We start from the raw sequence: 22,577 nt of genomic DNA, 5'->3' as shown, positions 1-22,577 counted from the left end.
AAAGATCGAAGGGTTCCGATGACCGACATCAGCCGCACCGTTGCACCGGACGAGAGCCGACATTTTGTCGAGCGACTCTCACTCGTTCTGAGCGACATGGGTTTTCCGCCGATGCCTGCACGCGTCTGGGCCGCGTTGATGACCAGCGAGACACCCTCGTCCACGCCAGGAGATCTCGGATCCCGATTGGGAGTGAGCCCCGCCGCCATTTCCGGAGCAGTCAGATACCTCCAGCAAGTCGGATTGATCGAGCGAGTGGCCGTCCCCGGATCGAGGCGTCAGCACTACTGCGTCAGCGTCGAGATGTGGGCCGACGCGTTTGTCACGAAACAATCGTCCCTCTACCAGGTCTCGGCAGTTGCGGACGAGGGCATTCGGGTCCTCGGTGAAGGCACTACGGCCGGCGATCGTATGGAAGATCTGCGCGACTTCTTCGACTTCATGGCCGCGGAAATGCCGCGCATGCTCGCGGACTGGCGCTCCCAGCGAAAAGACCGGACACCTGGAAGGTAACTTCAGGTTTACCCGCATTTTCGGTGGGGTACCTCAATTCTCGTTCCAGCATGATGAGGTGCGCTGTACCCGAGGAGTTGTTGATGAAGCTGTCGATCAGGGGCGCGAAGACTTCACCGACGCCACCCTCCGCACGAACCGCTTCACCCGAAACCTGTGAACAATCGATTTCCTTGAACCGCAACGCCGCCGGGGCATTCGCCGGCGATCATCACGCACTGTCGAAACTCCTGGCCCGATTGCACCCTCGCGTCGTTCTCTACTATCGCGCCAGGCTTCTCGGGACGCCTGTCGCAACATTCGCCGACGATCTCGCCCATCAATGCACCCTGGACGTCGTCACACGAATGTCCGAAACGATCTCGGCCGACACACGAATCGAGAACTTCGCCTACGAGTTGGCCTCGCAACGGATTGCGTCAATTCCCCAGTCACGCAACATCGACGGACAATTCAAATGCCCACGTCGCCTCACCGACGACCAACGTGAGGTCCTGGTATTGCGAATCGCAGTGGGTCTGACTGCCGAGATGACCGCGTCGACTCTGCGCACAACTCGATCGAGCGTGCTCCTCGTACAGCATCAGGCGCTGCGCGCCTGGGCGGTCTCCGAGCGGAGCTAGATCAGACCTTGCTTACTCGCGGCGTAGACGGCCTCTGCTCGCCGACTCACCTCGAGTTTGCGCATGATGTTGCTGACGTGGAACTTGACCGTGGTCGGCGAGATGAACAGTCGCTCACCGATCTTGATGTTGGACAAGCCGTTTGCGAGCAGTCTCAGTACTTCGAGTTCACGATCGGTCAATCGTTCTTTGGATGACGACTGCCCGTTGAGCGATCGGACGACAGCCGATGCGCTGCGAGAATCGAACGCACTCTCACCCCGCGAGACCGCCCTGATCGCACGCACCAATTCGGTGGTGTCGACGTCTTTGACGACATAGCCGCGAGCACCCGCGTGTACCGCTCGCACCACCAGTTGATCGTCGAGAAAGGTGGTGAGAACCAACAGTCCGAGCCCGGGATGCGCCGTAGACAACTGGCCACAAAGGGTCAGTCCCTCGTAGTCGGAACTGGCGGAGAGTTTCAGATCCATCAAGACGATGTCCGGACCCACCTTGTCGACCACGGCAAGCGCCTCGGCGAGAGACGAAGCCTCCCCCACGATCTCGAGGTCGCTTTCGCGCTCGAGAACCGAGCGGAGCCCTTGCCGCAAAATTGCATGGTCGTCGACCAGGACGATTCGAACCAATCCCTGAACCGGCGATGCTCCGCGGGTGATGACGGGACGCGCAGTGGTCATGATTCCTCGCTCTCGATTTCAGTGGTGGAGCAAAGATTGTCGACATCCGCCTGGAGCGGAAGTGCCTGTGGCAGTGGTAGTGGCAGTCGCACGAGAATCTGAATTCCACCGATCCGCGCGCGCCGAACTTCGAGCGCACCACCCAACTCGAGAGTTCGTGTCTGCATGTTCGCCAGTCCGCGATGACGGCCGTCGACGTCGTTGGTGGCTGCGAGTTTGAGGATCAGACGCATCCGCGCAGGGTCGCCGTCACCGTCGTCGGAAACCGACAGCAGCACCGTATCCGCTCGATAGGTCAACCGCAGGACCGCTCGACTCGCATGGGCATGCACCGCAACATTGAACAGCGCCTCCCCCGCGATCCGCAGAAGAGCGTGTTCGGCATCGCCTGGAAGCTCGGTCGGGGTGCCGCCGACGCGAACGCTGACCGCCAACTCGTCCGGCATGTGAACCACGCCGAGCTGCTCGAGCATCTCGGGCAGCGACGTCCGGTCCGCGTCCGAGGAATGATTGAGCGCGTAGATCGCCGAGCGAAGCTGCTCGACCGCCCGCCTGGTCAAATCCTTTGCCAAGTCCAGTCTTTCACTGCGTTCCGCCTCCGGGATGTCGCTCCGGCAGACCTCGATCTGCATGCCGGCCGACAACACCGCCTGTGTCACGCTGTCGTGAAGTTCGCGGGCGATCCGGTGCCGTTCGTCGTCGACCACCTGGTGCCGGTGAGCCACTCCGAGTTGACGCTGCGTGGACTCCAATTCACTGTTGCGCACCGCGAGGTCGGCTGCAGTGCGGTTGGCCTCCGCATATGCGTCTTCGGCTCGTTCGAGCAGTAGTTGTCCGCGCTGATAGAGCGCCGAGTTCTGCAGAGCCACGGCAGTCTGGCTGGCCAGAATGCTGAGCACAGCACCGTCCGTCGTGTCGAGCGTCCGGTTGGCCGGCGTCCAGGCCGCAAAGGCGCCGACCACACCGCCGCCGAGCACGATCGGCACAAACGCGTAGTGAGCGTCGATCACCGAGTTGGATTCGATTCTTCCGCAGCGGATGTCGTCGAGGCATTCGACTACATCCTCCGGAAGTGGTGGCCCCTCCACGTTGTCGACCAGAAATGGGGTGGCGTCCGGGCCGAGAACCAATCGCCGTGGTCCGGCGTCGGGCAATGTTCCGTCGGCCAAGGCGAAGACTATCCAGTTGGCACTCAGATGAGCACGGGCAGCTTCCGCCACCGCACAGACGAGGGTTTCCGGCCCCTCGACGGTCCGCACCAAAGCCCGCGAGATCAATTCCAACGCATGTACGACGCGTTCGAGACGCTCGGCAGCGCCGCGGTACTGCGGATAAAACGAACTCTTACCCGAACGTAAACCGGTGAGCCGCGACAGGTCCGCGGTCATCGTCTGCACCGCTTCACCCTGYACCGCATCACCCTGCACCGCATCACACTGTCCCTCTTCACAACGCACCTCGGAACAACGCCACCATCTGCTCCTGCGTCGCTTCCCTGGGATTGGTGGACATGCAGGCGTCGAGCAACGCGAAGCTGGCAAGTCGACTGAGGTCTCCCTCGCGAACACCCAACTCCCCCAGCCCCTTCGGAACCCCAACCTCCCGGGCGAGACGTTCGACCCGGTCGGCCACCGCCAGCGCTGCTTCCTCCGGGGTGCCGTGCTGTTCAGGAAGGCTCAGTGCCGCAGCGATGGCGACAAAGGGGGCAGCGTCCGTCGTGGAATTGAATCGGATGACGTGGGGCAACAGAATTCCGTTGATGACGCCATGTGGCAGATCAAGCATGCCGCCCACCTGATGGCTCATGGCGTGCGCGGCTCCGAGTATCGCGTTGGTGAACGCCAACCCGGCCTCGAGACTCGCCTGCGCCATCACCGATCGAGCTTCCATCTCCATCGGGTCCTGGATCGTGTTCACCAGATTCTCCGTCACGAGGCCGACCGCGCGGAGCGCGTGATGATCGGTCAACGGATTGTGCGCCAGTGAGACGAAGGCTTCGATTCCGTGCGTCAGTGCGTCCAATCCCGTTGCAGCATTGAGCCACTCGGGCATCGTCGTGAGCAACCGCGGATCGATGACCGTCACATCTGGCACGAGGGCACGGCCGATGATGGTGATCTTGGTGCCGCGGGTCGTGTCCGTGACGATGCAGAACTGCGACACGTCAGCGCCCGTTCCGGACGTGGTGGGAACCATCACCAACGGCGGGATCGGTTTTGTCGCCTGATCGACACCCTCGTAGTCGAGTATGTTGCCGCCGTTGGCAGCGAGGACGGCTACACCTTTAGCCGCGTCGATGACGGAACCGCCACCGAGCGCGATGATGACGTCGCACTCGCCTTCCTGGTACACCTCGAAACCGGCCGCGATCTCGAAGTCCTTGGGGTTGGGCGTCAGCCCTGACCACACTGTCGCGGTCAAGCCCTGCTCCGTGAGATGGTCCTCGAGTTCGCTGACCCACCCCGCGTCGATCAAGCCGGGATCGGTGACCAGAAACGGGCGGAACCCGCCGAACCGCAGAGTCGCGTGTGCTGCCTCGACCAGGGAACCGATACCGAAGACGATCTCGGGGGCGTGAAATTTGACCAGTCGAGCAGCAGTGCCGCGGCGATGAACACCGTGGTTCACAGCATCCGGATATGCCACGGACACGACCCCACTCTCCTCTCGCGCGGCACCGAGATCACCGCTTCGCGAATTCCCAGCTCGCTCGCCCGAGCACCAACTGGTGTGATCCACCTTACAAGTGCTGGCCCCGAGCCTACGCGGACAGCAGTCGGGGCACACCCACCGAAGGAGAGGCACTTACCTACCCGTTCGGGCAGGTAGTCGTCGCCGGAAAATAGATGGCGCGGCAATCAGATCCCGTTGTACTTTCGGTTCTGGCCAGAGCGGCCCGTAGTACCGATCCAGAAGGTGTTTATGACCCAGCCCGCGCCGAGCGCGCCTCTCGCCCCTGCACTGCCGGCAACCTCGAGGGTCACTTGCTGATCCCCGAAACGACGGACTGACAGCCGCGAGGCCCACTCGGCCTGCTCCTACCTGCTTTGTTCACTCAGCTAGGAGTTCTCCAGTGCCTCAATCACACAATTCCATCTCGAAAACCGACACCTTCTCGTGCATTCAGTGCGGACTCACCGTCATGACGTACGGCCCCGATGGTGATCGCCGAAACCACTGCCCCAGTTGCCTGCATTCCCGACACCTGTTCGACCAGGTGGAAGGTGGACCGTCGGACTGCGGAATGCGGATGGCCCCCATTTCGATCGCGGTGCTGCGAAGCGGCGATTGGATGATCATCCACCGCTGCGCACAGTGCCTCGAACTCACCTCCAACCCCGTCAGCCGTGACGACAACCAGTTGTTGTTGATGAGGATGGCGGTGCGGCCGCTCGCACAACCACCCTTCCCGCTCGAAGCCTTCGGCGACTTGTGAGGGGTGAGAAAGCAGATGCCACGTAGGAATCCCAGCACCCGCGCGCGGCGGGCACCGCAACGGACCAAGCACGTATTGCACGGAATCGGCGGCGAACAAGGATCGAGCTTCCGTTGTCTCACATGCCGTTTGGACATTTCCACTGCGGCCCCGGGTACCGCACATCGGAACCATTGCCCGAACTGTCTGGCCAGCCGCCACGTCGATGGTCGTGTTCCGGGTGACCGGGCACAACAGTGCAGAGGTGCCATGGCGGCGCTGTCCCTGTCGGTCCGGCAAGACGGTGAGTGGATGCTCGTTCACCAGTGCATCGAGTGCAATACGTTGAAAGTCAACAGGATCGCCGGCGACGACAACGCCCTGGTCTTGCTGCGGTTGGCGCTACGCCCGTTGGCGGATCCTCGACTGAGCTCGCACGCGTTGCTAGCGCTCTGATCGATGCGTAATCGCGCGGTCCTGCGCGCGATTACGCCGGACGAACACCACGAACACGATCCCGGCAAGCAAGCCGACCGCCGTCGGTCCGAGGACCAGTCCCGAATACAGCCACGGAGCAGGTTCTGCCGGAAAGAGGTCCATGAATATGGGCCCGGTGTATGTCGGCTCGGCAAACGGCTCCCGATAGGACCCGCCGGTGAGAATGTGAGGTGATGCCAACGAGTTCCACCACCACTGAAACACGCCGAGCGCCACCAACCCACACACGGCGCCGAGCACTGTCAGCGCCGCGATCGGCCGCCAGATCGATCCCCTGATTTCGGACATGAGATCAAACTAGTTCACGACGGATCGCGCAGTGACATCGGTGAAGTGCAGTGACATCAGCGAAGTGCGTGCCCCAGTTCAGCGGCCTTTGCCATCAGTTGCGCGGCATCTCGGGCAACAACAACCTCGTCGCAGATCTCCGAATACTCCGGCATCGCGCACGATGCCTGGTTCCAGTAACGCTGAGGTTCAGGCGTGATCCAGGCCAGACGGTGAACCTTTCGGCGGAGTTCCTCGAGCTTGTCCACCTGTGGGGGCAACCCGTTGCACCGACCGTCGCCCACGATGATGACAGACGTCCGTGAGTTCAAGGCGTTTCCGTGCTCGTCCAACAATTCTGTGAGCACCCGCCCGTAATCGCTGCTGGCTTCCAGATCCAGACCCGGGTGCGCGAGTACCGCAGCCAGTGCGCCGTCACCGCTACTGGCGAGAAGGGTGTCGGTCACGTCGACCGGACGATCGACGAATGCGAGGACTTCACAACGATCTGCCCGGCGATGCATTGCCTGAGCCAACCGCAGAGTGAACGCGGTGATCGGGCGCACGGACAGCGACACGTCTGCGATGAGAAGTAGTCGAACACGATCGGGGCGAGGAGCTTTCACGACCAGATGGAAGGGAATTCCGTCGGTGCGCAGACTCGAACGCACCGTGCGTCGCATGTCGAGATGCCCACGAGAGCGCTCCCGAGGACGAGGCCTGGACGGTCCTCTCATCCGCCGAAGCACCTCGTGGCACGCGAGTTCGATGTCGTTGTGCGTTGCGCCCGCAGCAGATTCGCTGTCGGGCGCATCGGGAGCGCTTTCGGCGAGTGCAGCGGCCGAGAGTGCTTGCACGAACGCTTCGACCGCCTCGACGAGCCGGTTCAGTTGCGCCTGCGTCAGCGGCCCGTCGTCGGAGACGTCCGCATACGCTTTGCTCGGGTCGTATGCATCCAGCCAGGCGAGGATCGACGTCGGATCGTCCCAGGACAACGAACCGACTACTGCTGCAGCAACACTGGTGCTCAAGTCACCGACCACTGCCGATGCGGCACGGTCCACGTCGACCGTGTAACTGACTCCGCGTCGACCGGTCTCCGAACCGGTATCCACCGACAGTTCCGCATCGCTGGACGTCATCGACACATCGTCGTCGTCCTTGTGCGGGTTGAACCCCTTCTCCGCTTCCGGAGTGTCGAAGTAGTCGCCGACCTCGGCCGCGCGCTCGTTGTACTCGGCATACCGGCCTACTTCTTGATCCTCGTCGATCCCCAGCGCGGTGGGCAGACCGTCCGCCACCTCGGCGCGCGAAGCCATCCGCTCGGCGTGCGCTTTGCCTGCGGCCGGCCGGAACAGCGCGTCGAACGCCCGATCGAAACCGGCCTGTTCGTGAGAATACTTGGCGCACACTGCCCGAAGACATGCGCGCAACGTCTCACGATCCGAAGCTCCGACCATCGCGAGTACACGCCGAACCTCGATGACCTCGGCCGGTGACGCGGAAACCCCGGCTGCCCTCAGCAATCGGCCGAAACTCGCGGACACCACGTCGAGAACAAACGACGGTTGCCACACGGCGAGGCCACCGAGCGTCGTCATCGCGTCGAACGGATTCCGCTGCCGCCGCGGATTCCCTGTTGATGGGGGTCACGTCCACCCGTGCCCCGGAACACGGCCGTCGTCGTGTTGGCGGGTTTGCTTGCCACCGTGGATCGCTCGATCGGCTCACCACCGTCACGCGACGGCGATTCGAGAAGCTTTCCGCCGAATCGTTCCTTGGCCAGCGTCACATCCGACGAGTACTTGAGCAACGCCGTGAGCAGGATGTCGCGCACCTTGGCGTCGGAAGCGGTGTCGAATCCGCTGGCGGAGAGCACAGTTGCCGCTCTGGCCGCGTCGATGACCTCCGAGATGGACGGGCTCTTGCGCAGCGGGAGATCACGCAAGATGCGAGCCAATTCGACAACCTCGGTGGCCGTAGCCGTATCCACCTCCGGCGCTCGGGCCGTGACGATCTCGCGTTCACGCTCCGACGTCGGATAGCCGAGATGATAATGCAGACAACGACGCTTGAGCGCGGGTGAGAGCTCGCGGGTGTCGTTGGACGTCAGGATGACCCAGGGCTGCGAGCGGGCAACGAACGTACCGACCTCGGGAATGGTGATCTGCTGTTCGGCGAGAATCTCCAGGAGCAGTGCTTCCATCGATTCCTCGGTGCGGTCCACCTCGTCGACCAGAAGCACTACCGGATCGGGTGAGAGGATCGCTTCGAGCAGCGGCCGCACAGACAGGAAGTTCTCGGAGTACAAACCGAAATCCTGATCGGCCAAAAACTTCGACGCTTCGGCGACGCTGTCGAATTCGGAAACCTGATCGCTGATCCGGTCGCGGAGCATCTGCACGTGCAGGAGTTGCTTCGCGTAGTCCCATTCGTAGAGGGCCCGATTGTCGTCGAGCCCTTCGTAGCACTGCAATCGCACCAGTTTGCGGCCCCCGATCGCAGCCAGAGACTTCGCCAGTTCCGTCTTGCCGACACCGGCCGGCCCTTCGAGCAGGAGCGGACGCCCCAGCGCCGTCGCCAGATGAACGACTACCGCGAACTCGTCATCGGCAATGTAGTCCTGCTCTCGCAGAGCATCTTTCACTTCGATTCCGCTGGAGAAACTGGGACCGGACATGGAATACCTTTCGATAGGGGCACAGCCCCTGTGCGCCTTTTTGGTAGTGCGGGCTACCAAAAAGGCGCACGGGGCCGGAGGCCCTGCTAGAAGTACGACTTGTTGATCGCGTGATCGACAACCGGGATCATCGACTCCACGGTGACCTCACGGGGGTTACCCGGGGTGCACCAGTCGTCCTGAATGTGCTCGGAGATGGCGCGCACCGTCTTCTCGTCACCCTTGATGACATCACCACGACCCTCGTACTTCTTGGTGTTCATCTGGTTCTTCGCGTACGAGTCTGTGCGAACCTGCCCGAAGTTGTCGGGGATACCGACGTCCTTGGCCAGACGGATGGCAGCCTCGACGGCAGCATCCGCGGCCTGAACCGTGGTGAGGTTGCGAGTGTCGACACCGAGTGCGCCGGCCAACTGGGCGTAGCGCTCGTAGCGCGAAGGCAGGTTGTACTCCCACACACGCGGCAACGCGATGGCGTTGTTCAAACCGTGGTGGCTGTCGAAGAATGCACTGACCGCGTGCGAGATCGAGTGAACGATGCCGAGGCCACCGGAGTTGAAGGCCTGTCCGGCAATGTACTGCGCGTTCATCATTCCCTCGCGCGCCTTGAGGTTACGCGGCTCGAAGACGGCCTCGCGCAAGTTCTTCGCGACCAACTCGACCGAGTAGATCGCGTTACCGAGCGAAGGCGCGAAATCGAGACGAGAAACGAAAGGCTCACTGCCGTGCGCGAGTACGTCGAAGCCGCAGTACGCGGTGAAATGCTGAGGGCAGGTGTAGTAGAGCAGCGGATCGTCGATCGCCAACGTGACGATGGTCGCCTCGTCGAAGCCCACCCACTTGTGCGGGTTGTTCATGTCCGAGGTGTCAGTGATGACGTACGCCCACGACGTCTCGGATCCCGTTCCAGCCGTGGTGGATACGGCGATGTGCGGCGGGTTCTCCTTGTTGGTGGACTTGGCGAAGCCCTCGAACTCGTTGATGTTGCGACCGTCGTGTGCGATCACGACGCGAGCACCCTTGGCGGCGTCGTGGCTCGAACCACCGCCGATCGAGATGATCGAGTCGCACTTCTCCTTCTGATAGAGAGCCGCGGCCTCCATGACGTTGTAGTCCTTGGGATTCGACTCGACCTTGTCGTAGAGCACGACCTCGACACCCTGGTACTCGATCTTGCCGACGAGTTCCTCGATGATGCCCGAACCGCGCAGACCGGTCGTCATCAGAAGGGTGCGCTTGAAGCCGAGATTCTTGGCCTCCACACCGATGATGTCGTGAGCGCCCACACCCATCAGGGCGCGCGGGAAGGGGTGGAACTCCTTGATCGGAAAGTCCCAGATCTGGTTGAGCTCGATAGCCATCGGTATCTCCTCATGGATGTGCACGAATGTGACTGCGGGAGGGATTCGAGCCGATTCTTTGTGACCGGCGTCTCACCTGGTTTCCACTGTGTACCGACAAACAGCCCGTGCACAGACTTCGGCAGCTCAACCGCCCGGACGCCGCCCGCGAACCGCCCGTTCGGGCAGGTCGTCGCCACCCCGGACCGCCAGGAAGGCCGGATCAGACTGCCGTGGTTCCCGCTGATCGGGAACGTGTTGCTCGGCGACTACGATCCCCAGTAGCTTTTCATCACTGCTAACATTGAACTAGAACACGTTCTAGATGTTGCACTTCACTGACCTGCGCTTTACCCAGCTTCACGAGAGGACTAGCTTCGCGATGACGACAGTCGAGGTACCGCACAGCTCGCGATCGGCGGTACTCACCGTGTCCGGAGTCATCGAAGAGACTTCCGACGCCCGGTCGCTGGTGTTCGAAATTCCCGCAGAACTGAAGGACAAGTTCGACTACAAGCCAGGTCAATTCCTGACCCTGCGCATCCCGAGTGATCAGACCGGCTCGGTCGCACGCTGCTACTCCCTGGCCAGTTCACCCTTCACCGACGACGCCCCCAAGGTGACCGTCAAGCGAACTGTCGACGGCTACGGCTCCAACTGGCTGTGCGACAAGCTCCAGGTCGGCGACACCATCGAAGTGCTGCCGCCGTCAGGTGTCTTCACGCCCAAGTCGCTCGATCACGACTTCCTGCTCTTCGGTGCAGGCAGCGGGATCACTCCGGTGATCTCGATTCTCAAGTCCGCCCTCACGCAGGGCAGCGGCAACGTCGTGCTGGTCTACGCGAATCGCGACGAGAAGTCCGTCATCTTCGGCGCCGAACTGCGCGAGCTGGCAGCGCAACACCCCGGCCGCCTCACCGTGGTCCACTGGATCGAAACCGTGCAGGGACTCCCCGCTGTCTCGCAACTGGCGACGCTCGCCAAGCCATTTGTCGCGTACGAGGCCTTCATGTGCGGTCCAGGCCCCTTCATGGACGCCGTCCACAAGGCACTGGCAGAAGCGGGCATGCCCCGCACGCAAGTTCACGCCGAGGTCTTCAATTCACTCGCCGGCGACCCGTTCCGTGACGTCGAGGTAGCCGAAGTCTCCGACGAGGAAGCTGCCGACGCCGCAACCGTCGAGGTCGAACTGGACGGTGAAACCCACACCCTCGTCTGGCCGCGCAAGCAGACGCTCGTCGACATCATGCTCGCCAAGGGTCTCGACGTTCCGTACTCCTGCCAGGAAGGTGAGTGCGGGTCGTGTGCCTGCACCGTCACCGAAGGCGAAGTTCAGATGGACAACTCCGAGATCCTCGACGCCGAGGACGTGGCGAACGGCTACATCCTCGGTTGCCAGGCGAAGCCGATCACCGATCGCCTGAAGATCGAGTTCTGAACTCTGCTTCGATGCATGACGGCCCCTGATTCCCTGCGGAATCGGGGGCTTTGTCATCTTCTGAGCCATCATCCGCGCCATCTTCCGAGTCCCGCCCCGTAATCCACTCCGGCGCCGTTGGGGGCAACCGCCACAGCGCAAGGATCAGCACCAGGGTCACGATCAGGAAGCCCTCACGAAGGACCAACCCCAGCGGCAGCAGGAGCGGCGACGTCTCGATGAACTGCTGCCCCATACTCGGCCCGCAATAGACGACGGCCAACCCCACAGCCGCCGCACCGAACTGCAGCGGCGATCGAAGCCGAAAGAGAACCGTGACGGCAGCAGGCACGAGATACACCCAGTGATGAATCCAGCTGATCGGCGAAAGGATCGGCGCACTCAATCCGATCACCAACGCCGCATCGACCCCACGACCGACGCGATATACATCTCGGGCGACCCAGAGCGCTACCGCCGCGCACAGCACGGTCAACGGCATCGCCAGAGACGCCGTCCATGTGCCCAGTGCCGCAAGTCCGCCCTGCAGTGAACTGTTACCGGCACTCGCGATCGCCTGCCCGCTCAAGTCCACCCGGTCACTGAGGTTCCAGACGACGTCCGACCAGAAGGTCCAGCTGACGGCCGGGTCCACCATTGCTGCGACGGCGGTCGCCGCGGCAAATCCGATCGAACTCCAGATCGCGAGTCGCCACTGCTTCGTGACGACGAAGTAGACGATGAACAGCGCCGGCGTCAGCTTGATCGCGGCTGCGACGCCGATCAAAAGTCCTCGTGGAAACCACCGGCCGAATCTCGAATCGCCTCTGCGGGTCACGTCGAGCAGTACGAGCACCATCAGCACCAGGTTCACCTGGCCGAAGGAGATGTGCGCGCTGACGATGGGTGTCACCGACACGGCCAGGACCAATGCCGCCATGACGAGCGGCCGCTTGGGGACGCGAGTGGAAGTGAACTTGGCGACTGTCCACACCACCGCCGCGATGCACAACGCCGACCACAGCAGATAGGCCGTCCACCAGTCGAAGAGAACAGTCGGCCAGAGGAAGATCACCGCGAACGGGGTGTAGGTGAAGGGCATGCCCTCGTCGACGATCAACGGGCCGACAAGGTTGCTCTCGTACATGTTCGAGCCTGCGGCAAATGCCTGGGCAGCGTAGCGGTAGACGAGAAAATCAACGGGTTCGACGGCCCGAACGGAGTACACGAGATAACACAGAGCTGCGACGCCGGCAGCGATCAGTGAACCGATCGTCACAATTCGAGACGCCTCGACACGGGTGGCGGGCATACCGAGAATCGTCCCACAACCTACCGAGCGGTACTTCGCTAGCGGGCCGCCCGGAAGTGCGCTCGCTCGTCTGCGGTCAGGTGTTCGCACGCGTAGCTCAGCGCCGTGCGTCCCATGTCTGCTGCATTCTCAGTAAGGAAGCCGGTCAACAAATCCCGATCCACCCGCTTGCCCACCTCACGGAGCATCCAGCCCATCGCTTTCTGGGTCAGGTCTCGTCGATCACCCAGCACCTGCGCGGCAAGCTCGAGCGTGGTCGACGCGTCGCCGCGAGTGATGAATCCGTACGTCGTCAGCAGCGCCACCCGTCGTCGCCACAGGTCACCCGAATCGGAAAGCTCGAAGATCAGCCGGCGATCTCGGTCGTACAGCCAGCCGCCGAGGATCTGTCCGGCGGACGAATCCACCAGATCCCAATTGTTGACCCGCCCGTCCTCGACAGCGGTCAGATAGAAGCCCGCGATGCGAGCGCGGCCCTCGTCGTCGAAAAATTTTGGGCGACTGACTTTTTCGAATTGAGCGACCAGGATCAGCAGCCCGGCCAATCGGTGCTCGTGAACGTCACTGTCGAGAAGGAGACGTATCTGAGGCAACGCGAGTCCGACGTGCTTCTTCACCACCGATCGCGTCTTCGGTACTCGCACGCCGATGAATACGTCACCCTCGCCGTACTCCCCCGGCGCTGTCTTGAAGAACCGCTGCAAGTGGACGGCATCCGCGGGATCCGCGAGGTCGGCCAACTGCTCGATCACGTCCGGGGCACTCGATTGCGTCACCCCAGAACCTTCTCACGGGTCGTCTGTGCGGACTCTTCGATTCTCTCAGCGTCCTCACACCGTGTGCCCTGCTCGGCCACAGGTCGGCAGACGACACTGGAGGACAGTCAGTGAAAGGACCACCCATGATCACCGCCGCTATCGCATTCACCACTCTCACCCTCATGGCACTCTCGGGACATATCGCGGCAAGCGCGCCGCGCGGGCTCGTGGCCATCCGGACGAATGGTCACAAATCTTGATATTCGAGACTCCGCATCGCCTCTAACTGCAACGCGAATGCAATTGGCGGAGAGTTGATCTCGATCTTCCGCGGGCGTGTACTACAGGTGGACACACTCTCGTCTTTGGAGGTCTCGTCATGAAGTCGTGGAATCGAATGCAAGATGCCGTCGCGGTGGTTCTCGGCGTCTTTGCGGCTCTCTCGCCGATGTGGCTCGACACCACCGATCGGGCAATGTGGTCACTCGTCGTCCTGGGTGTCCTGGTTGCACTGTCGGGTCTGGCGCACATGGCACGTCCGGACATGGCCATGGCGGATTACGCGATGGGTGTTTTCGGCGTCTTGATGTTCATTTCACCCTGGGTGATGAACTTCGACGCTCTGCGCGGTGCGTCGTGGACGGCCTGGGTTGTCGGGGTTCTGACCGTTGTGGTCGCGGTGAGTGCGATGCCGGTGATGAGTGCGCGGATGCATCACGGGGGTCACGGCGGCGTAGCCGCCCATTGACGGAGCGGCGTAGCTGCCCATTGATGAATGGCTGAATACAGGCTGGATCAGGCTTTGATCGCGCCCAACAACCGCCCGGCGTCGAAGGCTTCGGCGCTGGGCGGTAGTGCGCCCGGACGACCGCTCACGAACACCTCGACGGTTCCCGATCCTTCGCCCGCGGCACCGAGCCCGTCGATCCGCCGCAGAGTCTGTCGTGCAACGGCTTCGGCGCTGTCGAAGAGTGTGACGCCGGCGGGTAACCGTGCTGCGATCTCGTCGGCGAGCAGTGGGTAGTGGGTGCACCCGAGGACAACGCCGCTGACGTCGTCCGGCGTCCGGGCAACCGCGGAATCGATGGCAGCAAGTGCGGCTGCGCGATCACCGAGATCTATCGAATCGGCCAGGCCGTGGCACGGCACTCCGACGACCTTGGCGCCGTTGCCGAACTGCTCGATCAGATCGGCTTGGTACCGGCTGGCCGTCGTCGCGGCTGTAGCCCAGATCGCCACTGAATCGCACGCGGCAGCGGCGGGTTTGATCGCGGGCACCGTTCCGATGACCGGTACTTCCGGCCCGACCAGTTCTCGCACGTGTGGCAGCGCGGTGACGCTGGCGGTATTGCATGGAAGAACGATGACCTGAGCCCCACGATCGAGGCTCCGCCGCACCGCACCGAGTACCCGGTCGACGACCCACGGCTCAGGTTTGGGGCCCCAGGGGGCGCCGTCCGGATCCAGGGAGAGCACCAGATCGAGATCCGGGCGCAGGCGTCTGAGCCACGCAGAGGTAGGGAGCAAGCCCAGTCCCGAGTCGATGAGTGCAACGATCACCGCACAAATCTATCGCCTCGGAACCGGTCCTGCCTCATCCGTTCAGGCCGGTGTGGACTCCAACACGTCAGAGATGGGCGTGCCGGCTGCGATCTTGGCGCGCATCTTCATCACCGCTCCCGCGCTACCTCCGCCGACGACAGCTGCCAGCACACCGTCGCGCTCGTAGTAGGCGACGAACTTTCGGCCGTCGTCCTTGACGATGTGAACGGTGTCCGTGGGTGCGACGGTCCCCAACGCCTGGATCTTGACGTCGTACTGATCGCTCCAGAAGTAGGGAACCTGCGCCGGCGCATCGGGATCACCCGTTCCGGTGAGCGCTCCCGCCAGGATCTTGGCCTGGTCGCCCGCATTGGTCCAGTGTTCGACGCGCTTGCGTCGATCACCGATCTGCCAGGACGCGACGTCGCCGACGGCCCAGACGTGTTCGGTACTGGTGCGGCCGACGCCGTCGCAGAGCACTCCGTTGTCGAGTTCGATTCCCGAACCATCGAGCCATCCCGTGACCGGCACCGAACCGACTCCGATCGCCACCACGTCGACCGGGATCTCCGAACCGTCGCTCAAGGTCGCAGTGGCAACCGCTCCGTCGCCGGACAACGAGGTCAAGCCGGTGCCGACGCGGACATCGACGCCCTCGTTCCGATGCAGACGTTCGACGAGGGCGCCAACGGTGGGGCCGAGCACCGACGCCAGCGGTGTCGGCTGGGGTTCGAGCAACACGACGTCGACGCCGTGAGACTTCATGCTGGCGGCCAGTTCGCAGCCGATGAAGCCGGCCCCGACGATCAGCGCACGCTTGCCGGGAGCCAGCTCGGCGCGAAGGGCCAGCGCCTCCTCGATGGAGCGCAGAACGTGCACTCCGGACAGCTCCGGAAGGCCGGCAATGCGACGCGGAGTCAGTCCGGTCGCGATGACCAACTCGTCGTAGTCGAGGGTGGATCCGTCCGCGAACGCCACCGACTTTGCGGCAGTGTCCACCGAGGTCGCGGGCGAACCGAGCTTGAGATCCACCTTGTTCTCGACGTAGAACTCTGCCGGACGCAGCGTCGTCTCGTCCTTGTCGCCGCGGATCACTTCCTTCGACAGCGGCGGCCGGTCGTAGGGCAGATGTGTTTCCCCACCGGCGAGCGTCAATTCACCCTCGAAGCCTGCTCGTCGCAGTTCCTCGACGGTCCGCAGCCCCGACAACCCCGCACCCACGATCACTATCCGTGCCACCACGCACCACCCTGTCCGACCCACGTCACTAGCAGCGCTCACTATGAACGCCGTCACTATTTGCCCCCGACTCTGCCATACCAAATGCCGGAGTAGGTGTGGTGCATCCCGCATGGCCACCTACCAGTCACTACAGTTGGAGGTACTTCAGACGCACGCACTGACACATGAGCAGGGAGCCCCCATGACCAGCGATTCCAGTGAAAAGAACAGCGTCCGATTCGGCGCCGACGGTGGCGCGGAACTAGTCAGCACCCAGGGCAAGACGATCATCGCCGACGCCGTGGTCGCCAAGATCGCCGGTATCGCGACCCGCGAGATCAACGGCGTGTACGACGTCGGTGGGGGCACCGCGCGCGCGGTGGGGGCACTTCGCGACCGCATTCCGGGCGCCCGCGTCAACCACGCCCAGGGCGTGGCGGTGGAAGTGGGCGAGAAACAAGCCGCCATCGACATCGGCATTGTCGCCGAATACGGCGTCGCACTCCACGAATTGGCGGTAGGTATCCGCCGAAACGTCATTGCCGCAGTCGAAAGCATGACGGGTCTCGAGGTCACCGAGGTCAACATCACCGTCTTCGACGTCATGCTCTTCGAGGATGCAGAGAGTGGCGGCAGTACCGATCCGGAAGCCAAGCCGAGGGTTCAGTGAGTACCGCCGACGCCGGCCGCGAGATCGACGCGGCCGAGATCGTCGCCGACGCAGTTCTTGCGATCCCGGAAGTGGCAGATCTGCATGGCGGGCAATTCGGTGAGGTGGGGACCTACCTCCCCGGACGCCGAGTCACCGGCGTCGTCGTCGACGAAAACTCTTGTGCGGTACACATTTCCGTTCACTATCCGGCCGACGTTCGCGGCGTCGCCGAACGCGTCCGAGCGGTGGTGGCACGGTTGGTCGACGTACCGGTGAACGTGACAGTCGGAGACTTGTCGACAGCGGGATATCCACCCGAAAATTCCGAAGATGCAGTCACCGAGCTTTCCACCGTCACCGAGATCGCACCGAACATTCGAGAAGGGAACTGACATGAACAGCACTACCGTCGGACTGCTGGTCGGTCTGCTCCTCGCGCTCGCCGGAATCATGGGCGGATTCAGCGGATTCGTCTTCGCCGTCCTGCTCGGCGCCGCCGGAATGGCGATCGGAGCACACCGCGACGGACATCTCGATCTCGGCGCGATCCTCCGAAGCCGTGGCCGTGGCTGAGCCGACCACTCCGAACGCGGCAGACGATCCCGGTCTACGAGGTTCACTGGTCATCAAGGACCGGGCGATGGCCAAGATCGCCACGGCCGCAGCGGTGAACGTCCCGGGCGTGGTCCGCCAGTCCGGTGGCTTGACCCGCCTGACCGGGCGCGACCTTCCGCGAGCCGACATCTCGATGGGCAGCGACGCCGTGGCCATCAATCTGTTCCTCGCTGTGTCCTGGCCATGTTCGGTCACCGAACTGACCGGTCGCGTGCGGGCAGAAGTCGGACGCAGCGTCGAGTCGCTGACCGGCCTGCCCCTCCACGACATGAACGTCATGATCGCGGCAACCGAGGGTTCTGACGAATCCTGTGTTTCCGGCGTCGAAATCGCGGAAGGCCCCGCACAGGAGGCACTCTCGGATCCGATTCCACCTCGAGTTCCCTCCGCGAACCCCGCCGCCGCGGTGTCAGCCGTCGTCATCGCGTGCGGTCTACTCGCACTCGCTTTCGTGGTCTCGCGCGAATGGTTCATCAACCGCGGTACCTTCGATTCGGCGCCCTGGATCCGAAACTCCGTGGAGTGGACGTCGCGTCTGCACTGGCAACCGTGGCTGCTTCCGGTGGCCATCGCTGCCGTCGTCGCGGGCGTTGTCCTGATCATGTCCGCCCTCAAACGCCGGGCGAAAACCCATGTGCCGTTGGGTAACCCGAGCGCATCGACGGTATGGATGCGGCCGACGGACATTGCACGTCTGTGCAGTAGCCACGCAGCGGTCGTTCCCGGCGTCGACTCGGCCCACACCAGCGTCGACCGCAAACACATCAAGGTCCACATCGAATCCACCGGCGGCGATCGAACCGAACTGGCCGCGGCCGTCGACGCGGCAGTTCGGCCTCATCTCGCGATACTCCAGCAGCCACTGCAGCTTTCGGTAGTCGTGAGAGAAACGCCAGTACGACGAAAGGACGCCTCGTGAACCGCTGGATCTCCGCGGTCGATCGGACCATCGTCCTCATCGTCGGAATCGCACTCCTCGCGGCGGGCGCATACGCCATCGCGTGGGACGCGGGTGCCTCACTGATCAGGACCTGGGTGTCACGACTCGATCGTGAGGTCCTCTTCGGTCTTCCGGAGGAGCCTTGGTGGCACTGGGTGCTGTCGGGCACCTTCATCCTCTGCGTCTTCGCCGGTTTCGGGCTGTTGTACCTGAACCTTCGTCGACGCCGAACGAGCGCAGTCACATTGCGGCACAACGAGTCCGGCACAGACGTCAGTGTGGATCTGGGACCGGTCGCCGACGGCGTAGCGGCAGAACTCGCCCAGCTGAGCGGCGTGCGCAGCACCAGAAGCAAAGCGACGATCGATCGCGGACTGCCAACGCTGTCGATTGTCGTCACCGCAGACCCGGCGATCGATGTCGTCGGCTTCACCACTTCGGCCGAACACATCGCTCGTGCAACCAGGCGAAGCCTCGACGGCTCACCTGTCGCGGTACAGGTTCTGTTGCATCTCGACCGGGTAGAAGCCTCCAAGTAGAAGCACCCCGAACAACCGATCGCAGACCACCTGGCCATAGACACAGAAAAGGCGCTCACTCCCCGAAGGGAATGAGCGCCTTTCCTAGTGCTGTGAATCAGCTAGCGAGACAAGAGTCTCACTTGATGATCTTGGCAACCTTGCCGGCGCCGACCGTACGGCCGCCTTCGCGAATTGCGAAGCGCAGGCCCTCGTCCATGGCGACAGGCTGGATGAGCTTGACGGACATCTCGGTGTTGTCACCGGGCATGACCATCTCGGTGCCCTCAGGCAGCGTCACGACGCCCGTAACGTCCGTGGTACGGAAGTAGAACTGCGGGCGGTAGTTGTTGAAGAACGGGGTGTGGCGGCCGCCCTCGTCCTTCGACAGGATGTATGCCTGGCCCTCGAACTCCGTGTGGGGAGTCGTGGTGCCCGGCTTGACGACAACCTGTCCACGCTCGACATCTTCGCGCTTGATGCCACGAACGAGCAGTCCGACGTTGTCGCCGGCCTGGCCCGAGTCGAGCAGCTTGCGGAACATCTCGATACCCGTGACGGTGGTCTTGGTGGAGGTCTCCTTGATGCCGACGATCTCCACCTCCTCGTTCACGTTGACCGAGCCACGCTCGATACGACCGGTGACAACCGTGCCACGGCCGGTGATCGTGAAGACATCCTCGACGGGCATGAGGAAGGGCTTGTCCGTCTCGCGGACCGGGTCCGGGATGGACTCGTCGACTGCAGCCATCAGGTCGAGGATGGACTGCGTCCACTTCGGGTCACCCTCGAGTGCCTTGAGTGCCGAGATCGGAATGACGGGGGCTTCCTCGTCGAATTCCTGAGCGGCCAGCAGTTCGCGGACCTCCATCTCGACGAGCTCGAGGATCTCGTCATCGTCAACCATGTCGGCCTTGTTCAGGGCGACGAGGATGTAAGGAACGCCAACCTGGCGAGCGAGCAGGACATGCTCGCGCGTCTGGGGCATCGGGCCGTCGGTAGCTGCGACGACGAGGATAGCGCCGTCCATCTGAGCTGCGCCGGTGATCATGTTCTTGATGTAGTCGGCGTGACCCGGTGCATCGACGTGCGCGTAGTGGCGCTTTTCCGTCTGGTACTCAACATGCGAGATGTTGATCGTGATGCCACGAGCCTTTTCCTCGGGAGCCTTGTCGATCTGATCGAAGGCCGAAGCCTCGTTCAGGTCGGGGAATGCATCCGCGAGAACCTTGGTGATGGCCGCCGTCGTCGTGGTCTTGCCGTGGTCGACGTGACCAATGGTGCCGATGTTCACGTGCGGCTTCGTCCGCTCGAACTTCGCCTTCGCCACTTTGTGTCCTCCTGGACTGTTGTTGCTTGCCGTATGCAGCAGTGCGGTTGGTTGTTACTTGGTCGTGCTTCGTGCCGGAAGCAACCGAGGTCACTTGCCGGCGCGGGCTGGGGAGCTCGCTGTGCTTACTCGCCCGTCGCCTTGGCGATGATTTCCTTCGAGACGTTCGCGGGAACCTCTGCGTAGGAATCGAACACCATGGAGAAGTTCGCACGGCCCTGGGTCTTCGACCGCAGGTCACCGATGTAACCGAACATCTCCGAGAGCGGAACCAGCGCCTTCACGACACGGGCACCACTGCGTTCCTCCATGGCCTGGATCTGGCCACGGCGGGAGTTGAGGTCGCCGATCACGTCGCCCATGTACTCCTCGGGCGTTGTGACCTCGACAGCCATGAGCGGCTCGAGAATGACGGGGCCGGCCTTGCGGGCGGCTTCCTTCAGTGCCTGCGAACCGGCAACCTTGAACGCCATTTCCGAGGAGTCGACGTCGTGGTAAGCACCATCGAGCAGCGACAGCTTCAGGTTCACGAGCGGGTAGCCGGCGAGAACACCGTACTGCATCGCGTCCTGCGCACCAGCATCCACGGAGGGGATGTACTCGCGCGGGATACGTCCGCCGGAGACCTTGTTCTCGAACTCGTAGGTAGCACCGTCTTCGCCCACGAAAGGCTCCAGAGCGATGATGACCTTTGCGAACTGGCCCGAGCCACCCGTCTGCTTCTTGTGGGTGTAGTCGTGCTTCTCGACCTTCTTGGTGATGGTCTCGCGGTACGCAACCTGCGGCTTACCGACGTTCGCCTCGACCTTGAACTCGCGACGCATGCGGTCGACGAGGATGTCGAGGTGGAGCTCGCCCATACCGCCGATGACGGTCTGACCGGTCTCTTCGTCGAGTTCGACCGAGAAGGTCGGATCCTCTTCGGCCAGCTTCTGGATCGCGACGCCCAGCTTTTCCTGGTCGGACTTGGTCTTGGGCTCGATGGAGACCTGGATGACCGGCGCGGGGAACGACATCGACTCGAGGACGATGGGGCTCGCCTGATCGCACAAGGTGTCACCGGTGGTGGTGTCCTTGAGGCCGATCATTGCGTAGATGTGGCCGGCTACGGCCTCGTCTACCGGGTTCTCCTTGTTGGCGTGCATCTGGAAGAGCTTTCCGATGCGCTCCTTCTTGCCCTTGGTTGCGTTGAGCACCTGAGCGCCCGGATCGATACGACCCGAGTACACGCGGACGAAGGTCAGCTTGCCGAAGAACGGGTGAGCAGCGATCTTGAAGGCGAGAGCCGAGAACGGCTCTTCCTTGCTCGGCTTGCGAGTGATCTCTACTTCTTCGTCACCGAGCTTGTGGCCGACGACCTCGCCGATGTCCAGCGGGTTCGGCAGGTAATCGATGACTGCGTCGAGCATGGGCTGAACGCCCTTGTTCTTGAACGCGGAGCCACAGATGACCGGGTACAGCTCGGAAGCGACCGTCATCTTGCGGATGGCGCCCTTGATTTCCTCGACCGTGAGCTCTTCGCCGCCGAAGTACTTCTCCATGAGAGCTTCGTCGGACTCGGCAACGGTTTCGAGCAGCTTCTCGCGGTACTCTGCAGCCTTCTCGACGAGGTCCGCGGGGATCTCTTCGATGGTCGGCAGTGCACCGGTCGGAACTACGCCGCGCCAGGTGATGGCACGCATCTCGACCAGGTCGACGACGCCGTCGAAGTCGTCCTCAGCGCCGATGGGCAGCTGGAGAACGAGCGGCTTCGCGCCGAGACGGTCGATGATGGTCTGGACTGTGAAGTAGAAGTCCGCGCCCATCTTGTCCATCTTGTTGACGAAGCAGATGCGCGGAACGTCGTACTTGGCAGCCTGACGCCAAACCTGCTCGGACTGCGGCTCGACACCTTCCTTACCGTCGAAGACAGCAACTGCGCCGTCGAGCACGCGCAGCGACCGCTCCACCTCGACCGTGAAGTCGACGTGGCCGGGGGTGTCGATGATGTTGATCTGGTTGTTGTTCCAGAAGCAAGTCACGGCGGCAGACGTGATCGTGATGCCGCGTTCCTTCTCCTGCTCCATCCAGTCCGTCGTCGACGCACCGTCGTGCGTCTCACCGATCTTGTAATTGACACCGGTGTAGAACAGGATGCGCTCGGTGGTGGTGGTCTTGCCGGCATCGATGTGCGCCATGATGCCGATGTTGCGGACCTTGTTCAGGTCAGTCAGCACTTCCTGTGCCACAGGTTTCTTCCCCGCTCGTTGCTTGGTT

Annotated in this window: 24 protein-coding genes; 11 read left to right on the top strand and 13 right to left on the bottom strand. The window is 62.7% G+C overall.

Features of this window, described 5'->3' with window-relative positions; genetic code table 11:
- Positions 1-18 precede the first annotated feature (18 nt).
- On the top strand, positions 19-513 hold the full coding sequence (locus AC1DVN_RS18525; RefSeq protein WP_020968997.1) for a GbsR/MarR family transcriptional regulator: 495 nt from the start codon (positions 19-21) through the stop codon (positions 511-513).
- A gap of 83 nt (positions 514-596) precedes the next feature.
- Positions 597-1,136 carry a hypothetical protein gene (locus AC1DVN_RS18520; RefSeq protein WP_020968996.1) on the top strand — a complete coding sequence of 180 codons (540 nt, stop codon included), beginning with the start codon at positions 597-599 and terminating at the stop codon, positions 1,134-1,136.
- Here AC1DVN_RS18520 and AC1DVN_RS18515 read toward each other — a convergent pair.
- Genes AC1DVN_RS18515 through AC1DVN_RS18505 form a run of 3 tightly spaced genes read right to left on the bottom strand, consistent with a single transcriptional unit; the run spans position 1,133 to position 4,468 of the window.
- Positions 1,133-1,816: a MadR family response regulator transcription factor gene (locus AC1DVN_RS18515; RefSeq protein WP_019744264.1), complete on the bottom strand. Its 684-nt coding sequence runs from the start codon at positions 1,814-1,816 to the stop codon at positions 1,133-1,135. The two genes, AC1DVN_RS18520 and AC1DVN_RS18515, sit on opposite strands and share 4 nt — an antisense overlap.
- Positions 1,813-3,204, bottom strand: coding sequence for a MadS family sensor histidine kinase (locus tag AC1DVN_RS18510; protein WP_024487311.1), 1,392 nt, complete (start codon positions 3,202-3,204; stop codon positions 1,813-1,815). Before AC1DVN_RS18510 ends, AC1DVN_RS18515 begins: the two co-directional genes overlap by 4 nt.
- Before the next feature lie 58 nt (positions 3,205-3,262).
- The gene (locus AC1DVN_RS18505; protein ID WP_020968994.1) at positions 3,263-4,468 is read right to left on the bottom strand and encodes an iron-containing alcohol dehydrogenase; all 1,206 of its coding nucleotides are present in this window, start codon (positions 4,466-4,468) and stop codon (positions 3,263-3,265) included.
- A gap of 421 nt (positions 4,469-4,889) precedes the next feature.
- On the opposite strand from AC1DVN_RS18505, the gene AC1DVN_RS18500 reads away from it, so the two are divergent.
- Both AC1DVN_RS18500 and AC1DVN_RS18495 read left to right on the top strand, forming a co-directional pair.
- Complete coding sequence (locus AC1DVN_RS18500; RefSeq protein WP_003941922.1) at positions 4,890-5,252, top strand: RNHCP domain-containing protein; 363 nt, start codon at positions 4,890-4,892, stop codon at positions 5,250-5,252.
- A gap of 15 nt (positions 5,253-5,267) precedes the next feature.
- Positions 5,268-5,687, top strand: coding sequence for an RNHCP domain-containing protein (locus tag AC1DVN_RS18495; protein WP_477994097.1), 420 nt, complete (start codon positions 5,268-5,270; stop codon positions 5,685-5,687).
- On the opposite strand, the gene AC1DVN_RS18490 is transcribed toward AC1DVN_RS18495, so the two are convergent.
- From AC1DVN_RS18490 to mdo, 4 genes are all read right to left on the bottom strand, one after another.
- A complete protein-coding gene (locus AC1DVN_RS18490; protein WP_477994096.1) occupies positions 5,676-6,017 on the bottom strand; it encodes a hypothetical protein in 342 nt (113 codons plus the stop codon). The genes AC1DVN_RS18495 and AC1DVN_RS18490 overlap by 12 nt on opposite strands.
- 56 nt (positions 6,018-6,073) lie before the next feature.
- Positions 6,074-7,597 carry a MadC family VWA domain-containing protein gene (gene madC / locus AC1DVN_RS18485; protein WP_020968991.1) on the bottom strand — a complete coding sequence of 508 codons (1,524 nt, stop codon included), beginning with the start codon at positions 7,595-7,597 and terminating at the stop codon, positions 6,074-6,076.
- Positions 7,594-8,676, bottom strand: a complete 1,083-nt coding sequence (locus tag AC1DVN_RS18480) for a MadB family AAA-type ATPase (RefSeq protein WP_477994095.1) — start codon at positions 8,674-8,676, stop codon at positions 7,594-7,596. The genes madC and AC1DVN_RS18480 overlap by 4 nt, the downstream gene beginning before the upstream one ends.
- Positions 8,677-8,762: 86 nt before the next feature.
- Positions 8,763-10,037, bottom strand: coding sequence for an NDMA-dependent methanol dehydrogenase (gene mdo, locus AC1DVN_RS18475; protein WP_003942095.1), 1,275 nt, complete (start codon positions 10,035-10,037; stop codon positions 8,763-8,765).
- Positions 10,038-10,398: 361 nt separating this feature from the next.
- On the opposite strand from mdo, the gene AC1DVN_RS18470 reads away from it, so the two are divergent.
- Complete coding sequence (locus AC1DVN_RS18470) at positions 10,399-11,454, top strand: ferredoxin--NADP reductase (protein ID WP_030535465.1); 1,056 nt, start codon at positions 10,399-10,401, stop codon at positions 11,452-11,454.
- On the opposite strand, the gene AC1DVN_RS18465 is transcribed toward AC1DVN_RS18470, so the two are convergent.
- Positions 11,426-12,745 carry a glycosyltransferase 87 family protein gene (locus AC1DVN_RS18465; RefSeq protein WP_477994094.1) on the bottom strand — a complete coding sequence of 440 codons (1,320 nt, stop codon included), beginning with the start codon at positions 12,743-12,745 and terminating at the stop codon, positions 11,426-11,428. The genes AC1DVN_RS18470 and AC1DVN_RS18465 overlap by 29 nt on opposite strands.
- Positions 12,746-12,783: 38 nt before the next feature.
- Positions 12,784-13,521, bottom strand: a complete 738-nt coding sequence (locus tag AC1DVN_RS18460; RefSeq protein ID WP_019744275.1) for a DNA alkylation repair protein — start codon at positions 13,519-13,521, stop codon at positions 12,784-12,786.
- A 361-nt stretch (positions 13,522-13,882) separates the two neighbouring features.
- Between AC1DVN_RS18460 and AC1DVN_RS18455 the strand changes: the two genes are divergently transcribed.
- Positions 13,883-14,251, top strand: coding sequence for an SPW repeat domain-containing protein (locus tag AC1DVN_RS18455; RefSeq protein ID WP_019744276.1), 369 nt, complete (start codon positions 13,883-13,885; stop codon positions 14,249-14,251).
- 47 nt (positions 14,252-14,298) lie between these two features.
- Here the strand turns inward: AC1DVN_RS18455 and AC1DVN_RS18450 are convergent, their stop codons facing one another.
- Entirely contained in the window at positions 14,299-15,063 is a 765-nt protein-coding gene (locus tag AC1DVN_RS18450) for a glutamate racemase (RefSeq protein ID WP_019744277.1), read from the bottom strand.
- A gap of 42 nt (positions 15,064-15,105) precedes the next feature.
- Positions 15,106-16,284, bottom strand: a complete 1,179-nt coding sequence (locus AC1DVN_RS18445) for an NAD(P)/FAD-dependent oxidoreductase (RefSeq protein ID WP_029254871.1) — start codon at positions 16,282-16,284, stop codon at positions 15,106-15,108.
- Positions 16,285-16,468: 184 nt separating this feature from the next.
- Between AC1DVN_RS18445 and AC1DVN_RS18440 the strand changes: the two genes are divergently transcribed.
- Genes AC1DVN_RS18440 through AC1DVN_RS18420 form a run of 5 tightly spaced genes read left to right on the top strand, consistent with a single transcriptional unit; the run spans position 16,469 to position 19,012 of the window.
- Positions 16,469-16,936 (top strand): Asp23/Gls24 family envelope stress response protein, encoded by a 468-nt coding sequence (locus AC1DVN_RS18440; RefSeq protein ID WP_003941912.1) that lies wholly within the window; start codon positions 16,469-16,471, stop codon positions 16,934-16,936.
- Positions 16,933-17,310: a hypothetical protein gene (locus tag AC1DVN_RS18435; protein ID WP_020968986.1), complete on the top strand. Its 378-nt coding sequence runs from the start codon at positions 16,933-16,935 to the stop codon at positions 17,308-17,310. Before AC1DVN_RS18440 ends, AC1DVN_RS18435 begins: the two co-directional genes overlap by 4 nt.
- Position 17,311: 1 nt before the next feature.
- Complete coding sequence (locus tag AC1DVN_RS18430; protein ID WP_003942043.1) at positions 17,312-17,491, top strand: hypothetical protein; 180 nt, start codon at positions 17,312-17,314, stop codon at positions 17,489-17,491.
- Positions 17,478-18,452, top strand: a complete 975-nt coding sequence (locus AC1DVN_RS18425; RefSeq protein ID WP_019744281.1) for a DUF6286 domain-containing Asp23/Gls24 family envelope stress response protein — start codon at positions 17,478-17,480, stop codon at positions 18,450-18,452. Before AC1DVN_RS18430 ends, AC1DVN_RS18425 begins: the two co-directional genes overlap by 14 nt.
- The gene (locus AC1DVN_RS18420) at positions 18,449-19,012 is read left to right on the top strand and encodes a hypothetical protein (RefSeq protein ID WP_019744282.1); all 564 of its coding nucleotides are present in this window, start codon (positions 18,449-18,451) and stop codon (positions 19,010-19,012) included. The genes AC1DVN_RS18425 and AC1DVN_RS18420 overlap by 4 nt, the downstream gene beginning before the upstream one ends.
- Positions 19,013-19,130: 118 nt before the next feature.
- Here the strand turns inward: AC1DVN_RS18420 and tuf are convergent, their stop codons facing one another.
- Both tuf and fusA read right to left on the bottom strand, forming a co-directional pair.
- The gene (gene tuf / locus AC1DVN_RS18415; RefSeq protein ID WP_019744283.1) at positions 19,131-20,321 is read right to left on the bottom strand and encodes an elongation factor Tu; all 1,191 of its coding nucleotides are present in this window, start codon (positions 20,319-20,321) and stop codon (positions 19,131-19,133) included.
- A 125-nt stretch (positions 20,322-20,446) separates the two neighbouring features.
- Positions 20,447-22,549 carry an elongation factor G gene (fusA, locus tag AC1DVN_RS18410; RefSeq protein WP_003942073.1) on the bottom strand — a complete coding sequence of 701 codons (2,103 nt, stop codon included), beginning with the start codon at positions 22,547-22,549 and terminating at the stop codon, positions 20,447-20,449.
- Positions 22,550-22,577 lie beyond the last annotated feature (28 nt).

The organism is Rhodococcus sp. P4_E4, assembly GCF_056401575.1.
The sequence above is the reverse complement of the archived record's forward strand: the minus strand, read 5'-3'. Positions and strand labels throughout refer to the sequence as shown.

Coding starts and splice junctions, on each gene's coding strand:
- AC1DVN_RS18525 (WP_020968997.1), top strand. CDS start 19: ATGACCGACATCAGCCGCACCGTTGCACCGGACGAGAGCCGACATTTT.
- AC1DVN_RS18520 (WP_020968996.1), top strand. CDS start 597: ATGAAGCTGTCGATCAGGGGCGCGAAGACTTCACCGACGCCACCCTCC.
- AC1DVN_RS18515 (WP_019744264.1), bottom strand. CDS start 1,816: ATGACCACTGCGCGTCCCGTCATCACCCGCGGAGCATCGCCGGTTCAG.
- AC1DVN_RS18510 (WP_024487311.1), bottom strand. CDS start 3,204: ATGACCGCGGACCTGTCGCGGCTCACCGGTTTACGTTCGGGTAAGAGT.
- AC1DVN_RS18495 (WP_477994097.1), top strand. CDS start 5,268: ATGCCACGTAGGAATCCCAGCACCCGCGCGCGGCGGGCACCGCAACGG.
- AC1DVN_RS18490 (WP_477994096.1), bottom strand. CDS start 6,017: ATGTCCGAAATCAGGGGATCGATCTGGCGGCCGATCGCGGCGCTGACA.
- madC (WP_020968991.1), bottom strand. CDS start 7,597: ATGACGACGCTCGGTGGCCTCGCCGTGTGGCAACCGTCGTTTGTTCTC.
- AC1DVN_RS18480 (WP_477994095.1), bottom strand. CDS start 8,676: ATGTCCGGTCCCAGTTTCTCCAGCGGAATCGAAGTGAAAGATGCTCTG.
- mdo (WP_003942095.1), bottom strand. CDS start 10,037: ATGGCTATCGAGCTCAACCAGATCTGGGACTTTCCGATCAAGGAGTTC.
- AC1DVN_RS18470 (WP_030535465.1), top strand. CDS start 10,399: ATGACGACAGTCGAGGTACCGCACAGCTCGCGATCGGCGGTACTCACC.
- AC1DVN_RS18465 (WP_477994094.1), bottom strand. CDS start 12,745: ATGCCCGCCACCCGTGTCGAGGCGTCTCGAATTGTGACGATCGGTTCA.
- AC1DVN_RS18455 (WP_019744276.1), top strand. CDS start 13,883: ATGAAGTCGTGGAATCGAATGCAAGATGCCGTCGCGGTGGTTCTCGGC.
- AC1DVN_RS18440 (WP_003941912.1), top strand. CDS start 16,469: ATGACCAGCGATTCCAGTGAAAAGAACAGCGTCCGATTCGGCGCCGAC.
- AC1DVN_RS18430 (WP_003942043.1), top strand. CDS start 17,312: ATGAACAGCACTACCGTCGGACTGCTGGTCGGTCTGCTCCTCGCGCTC.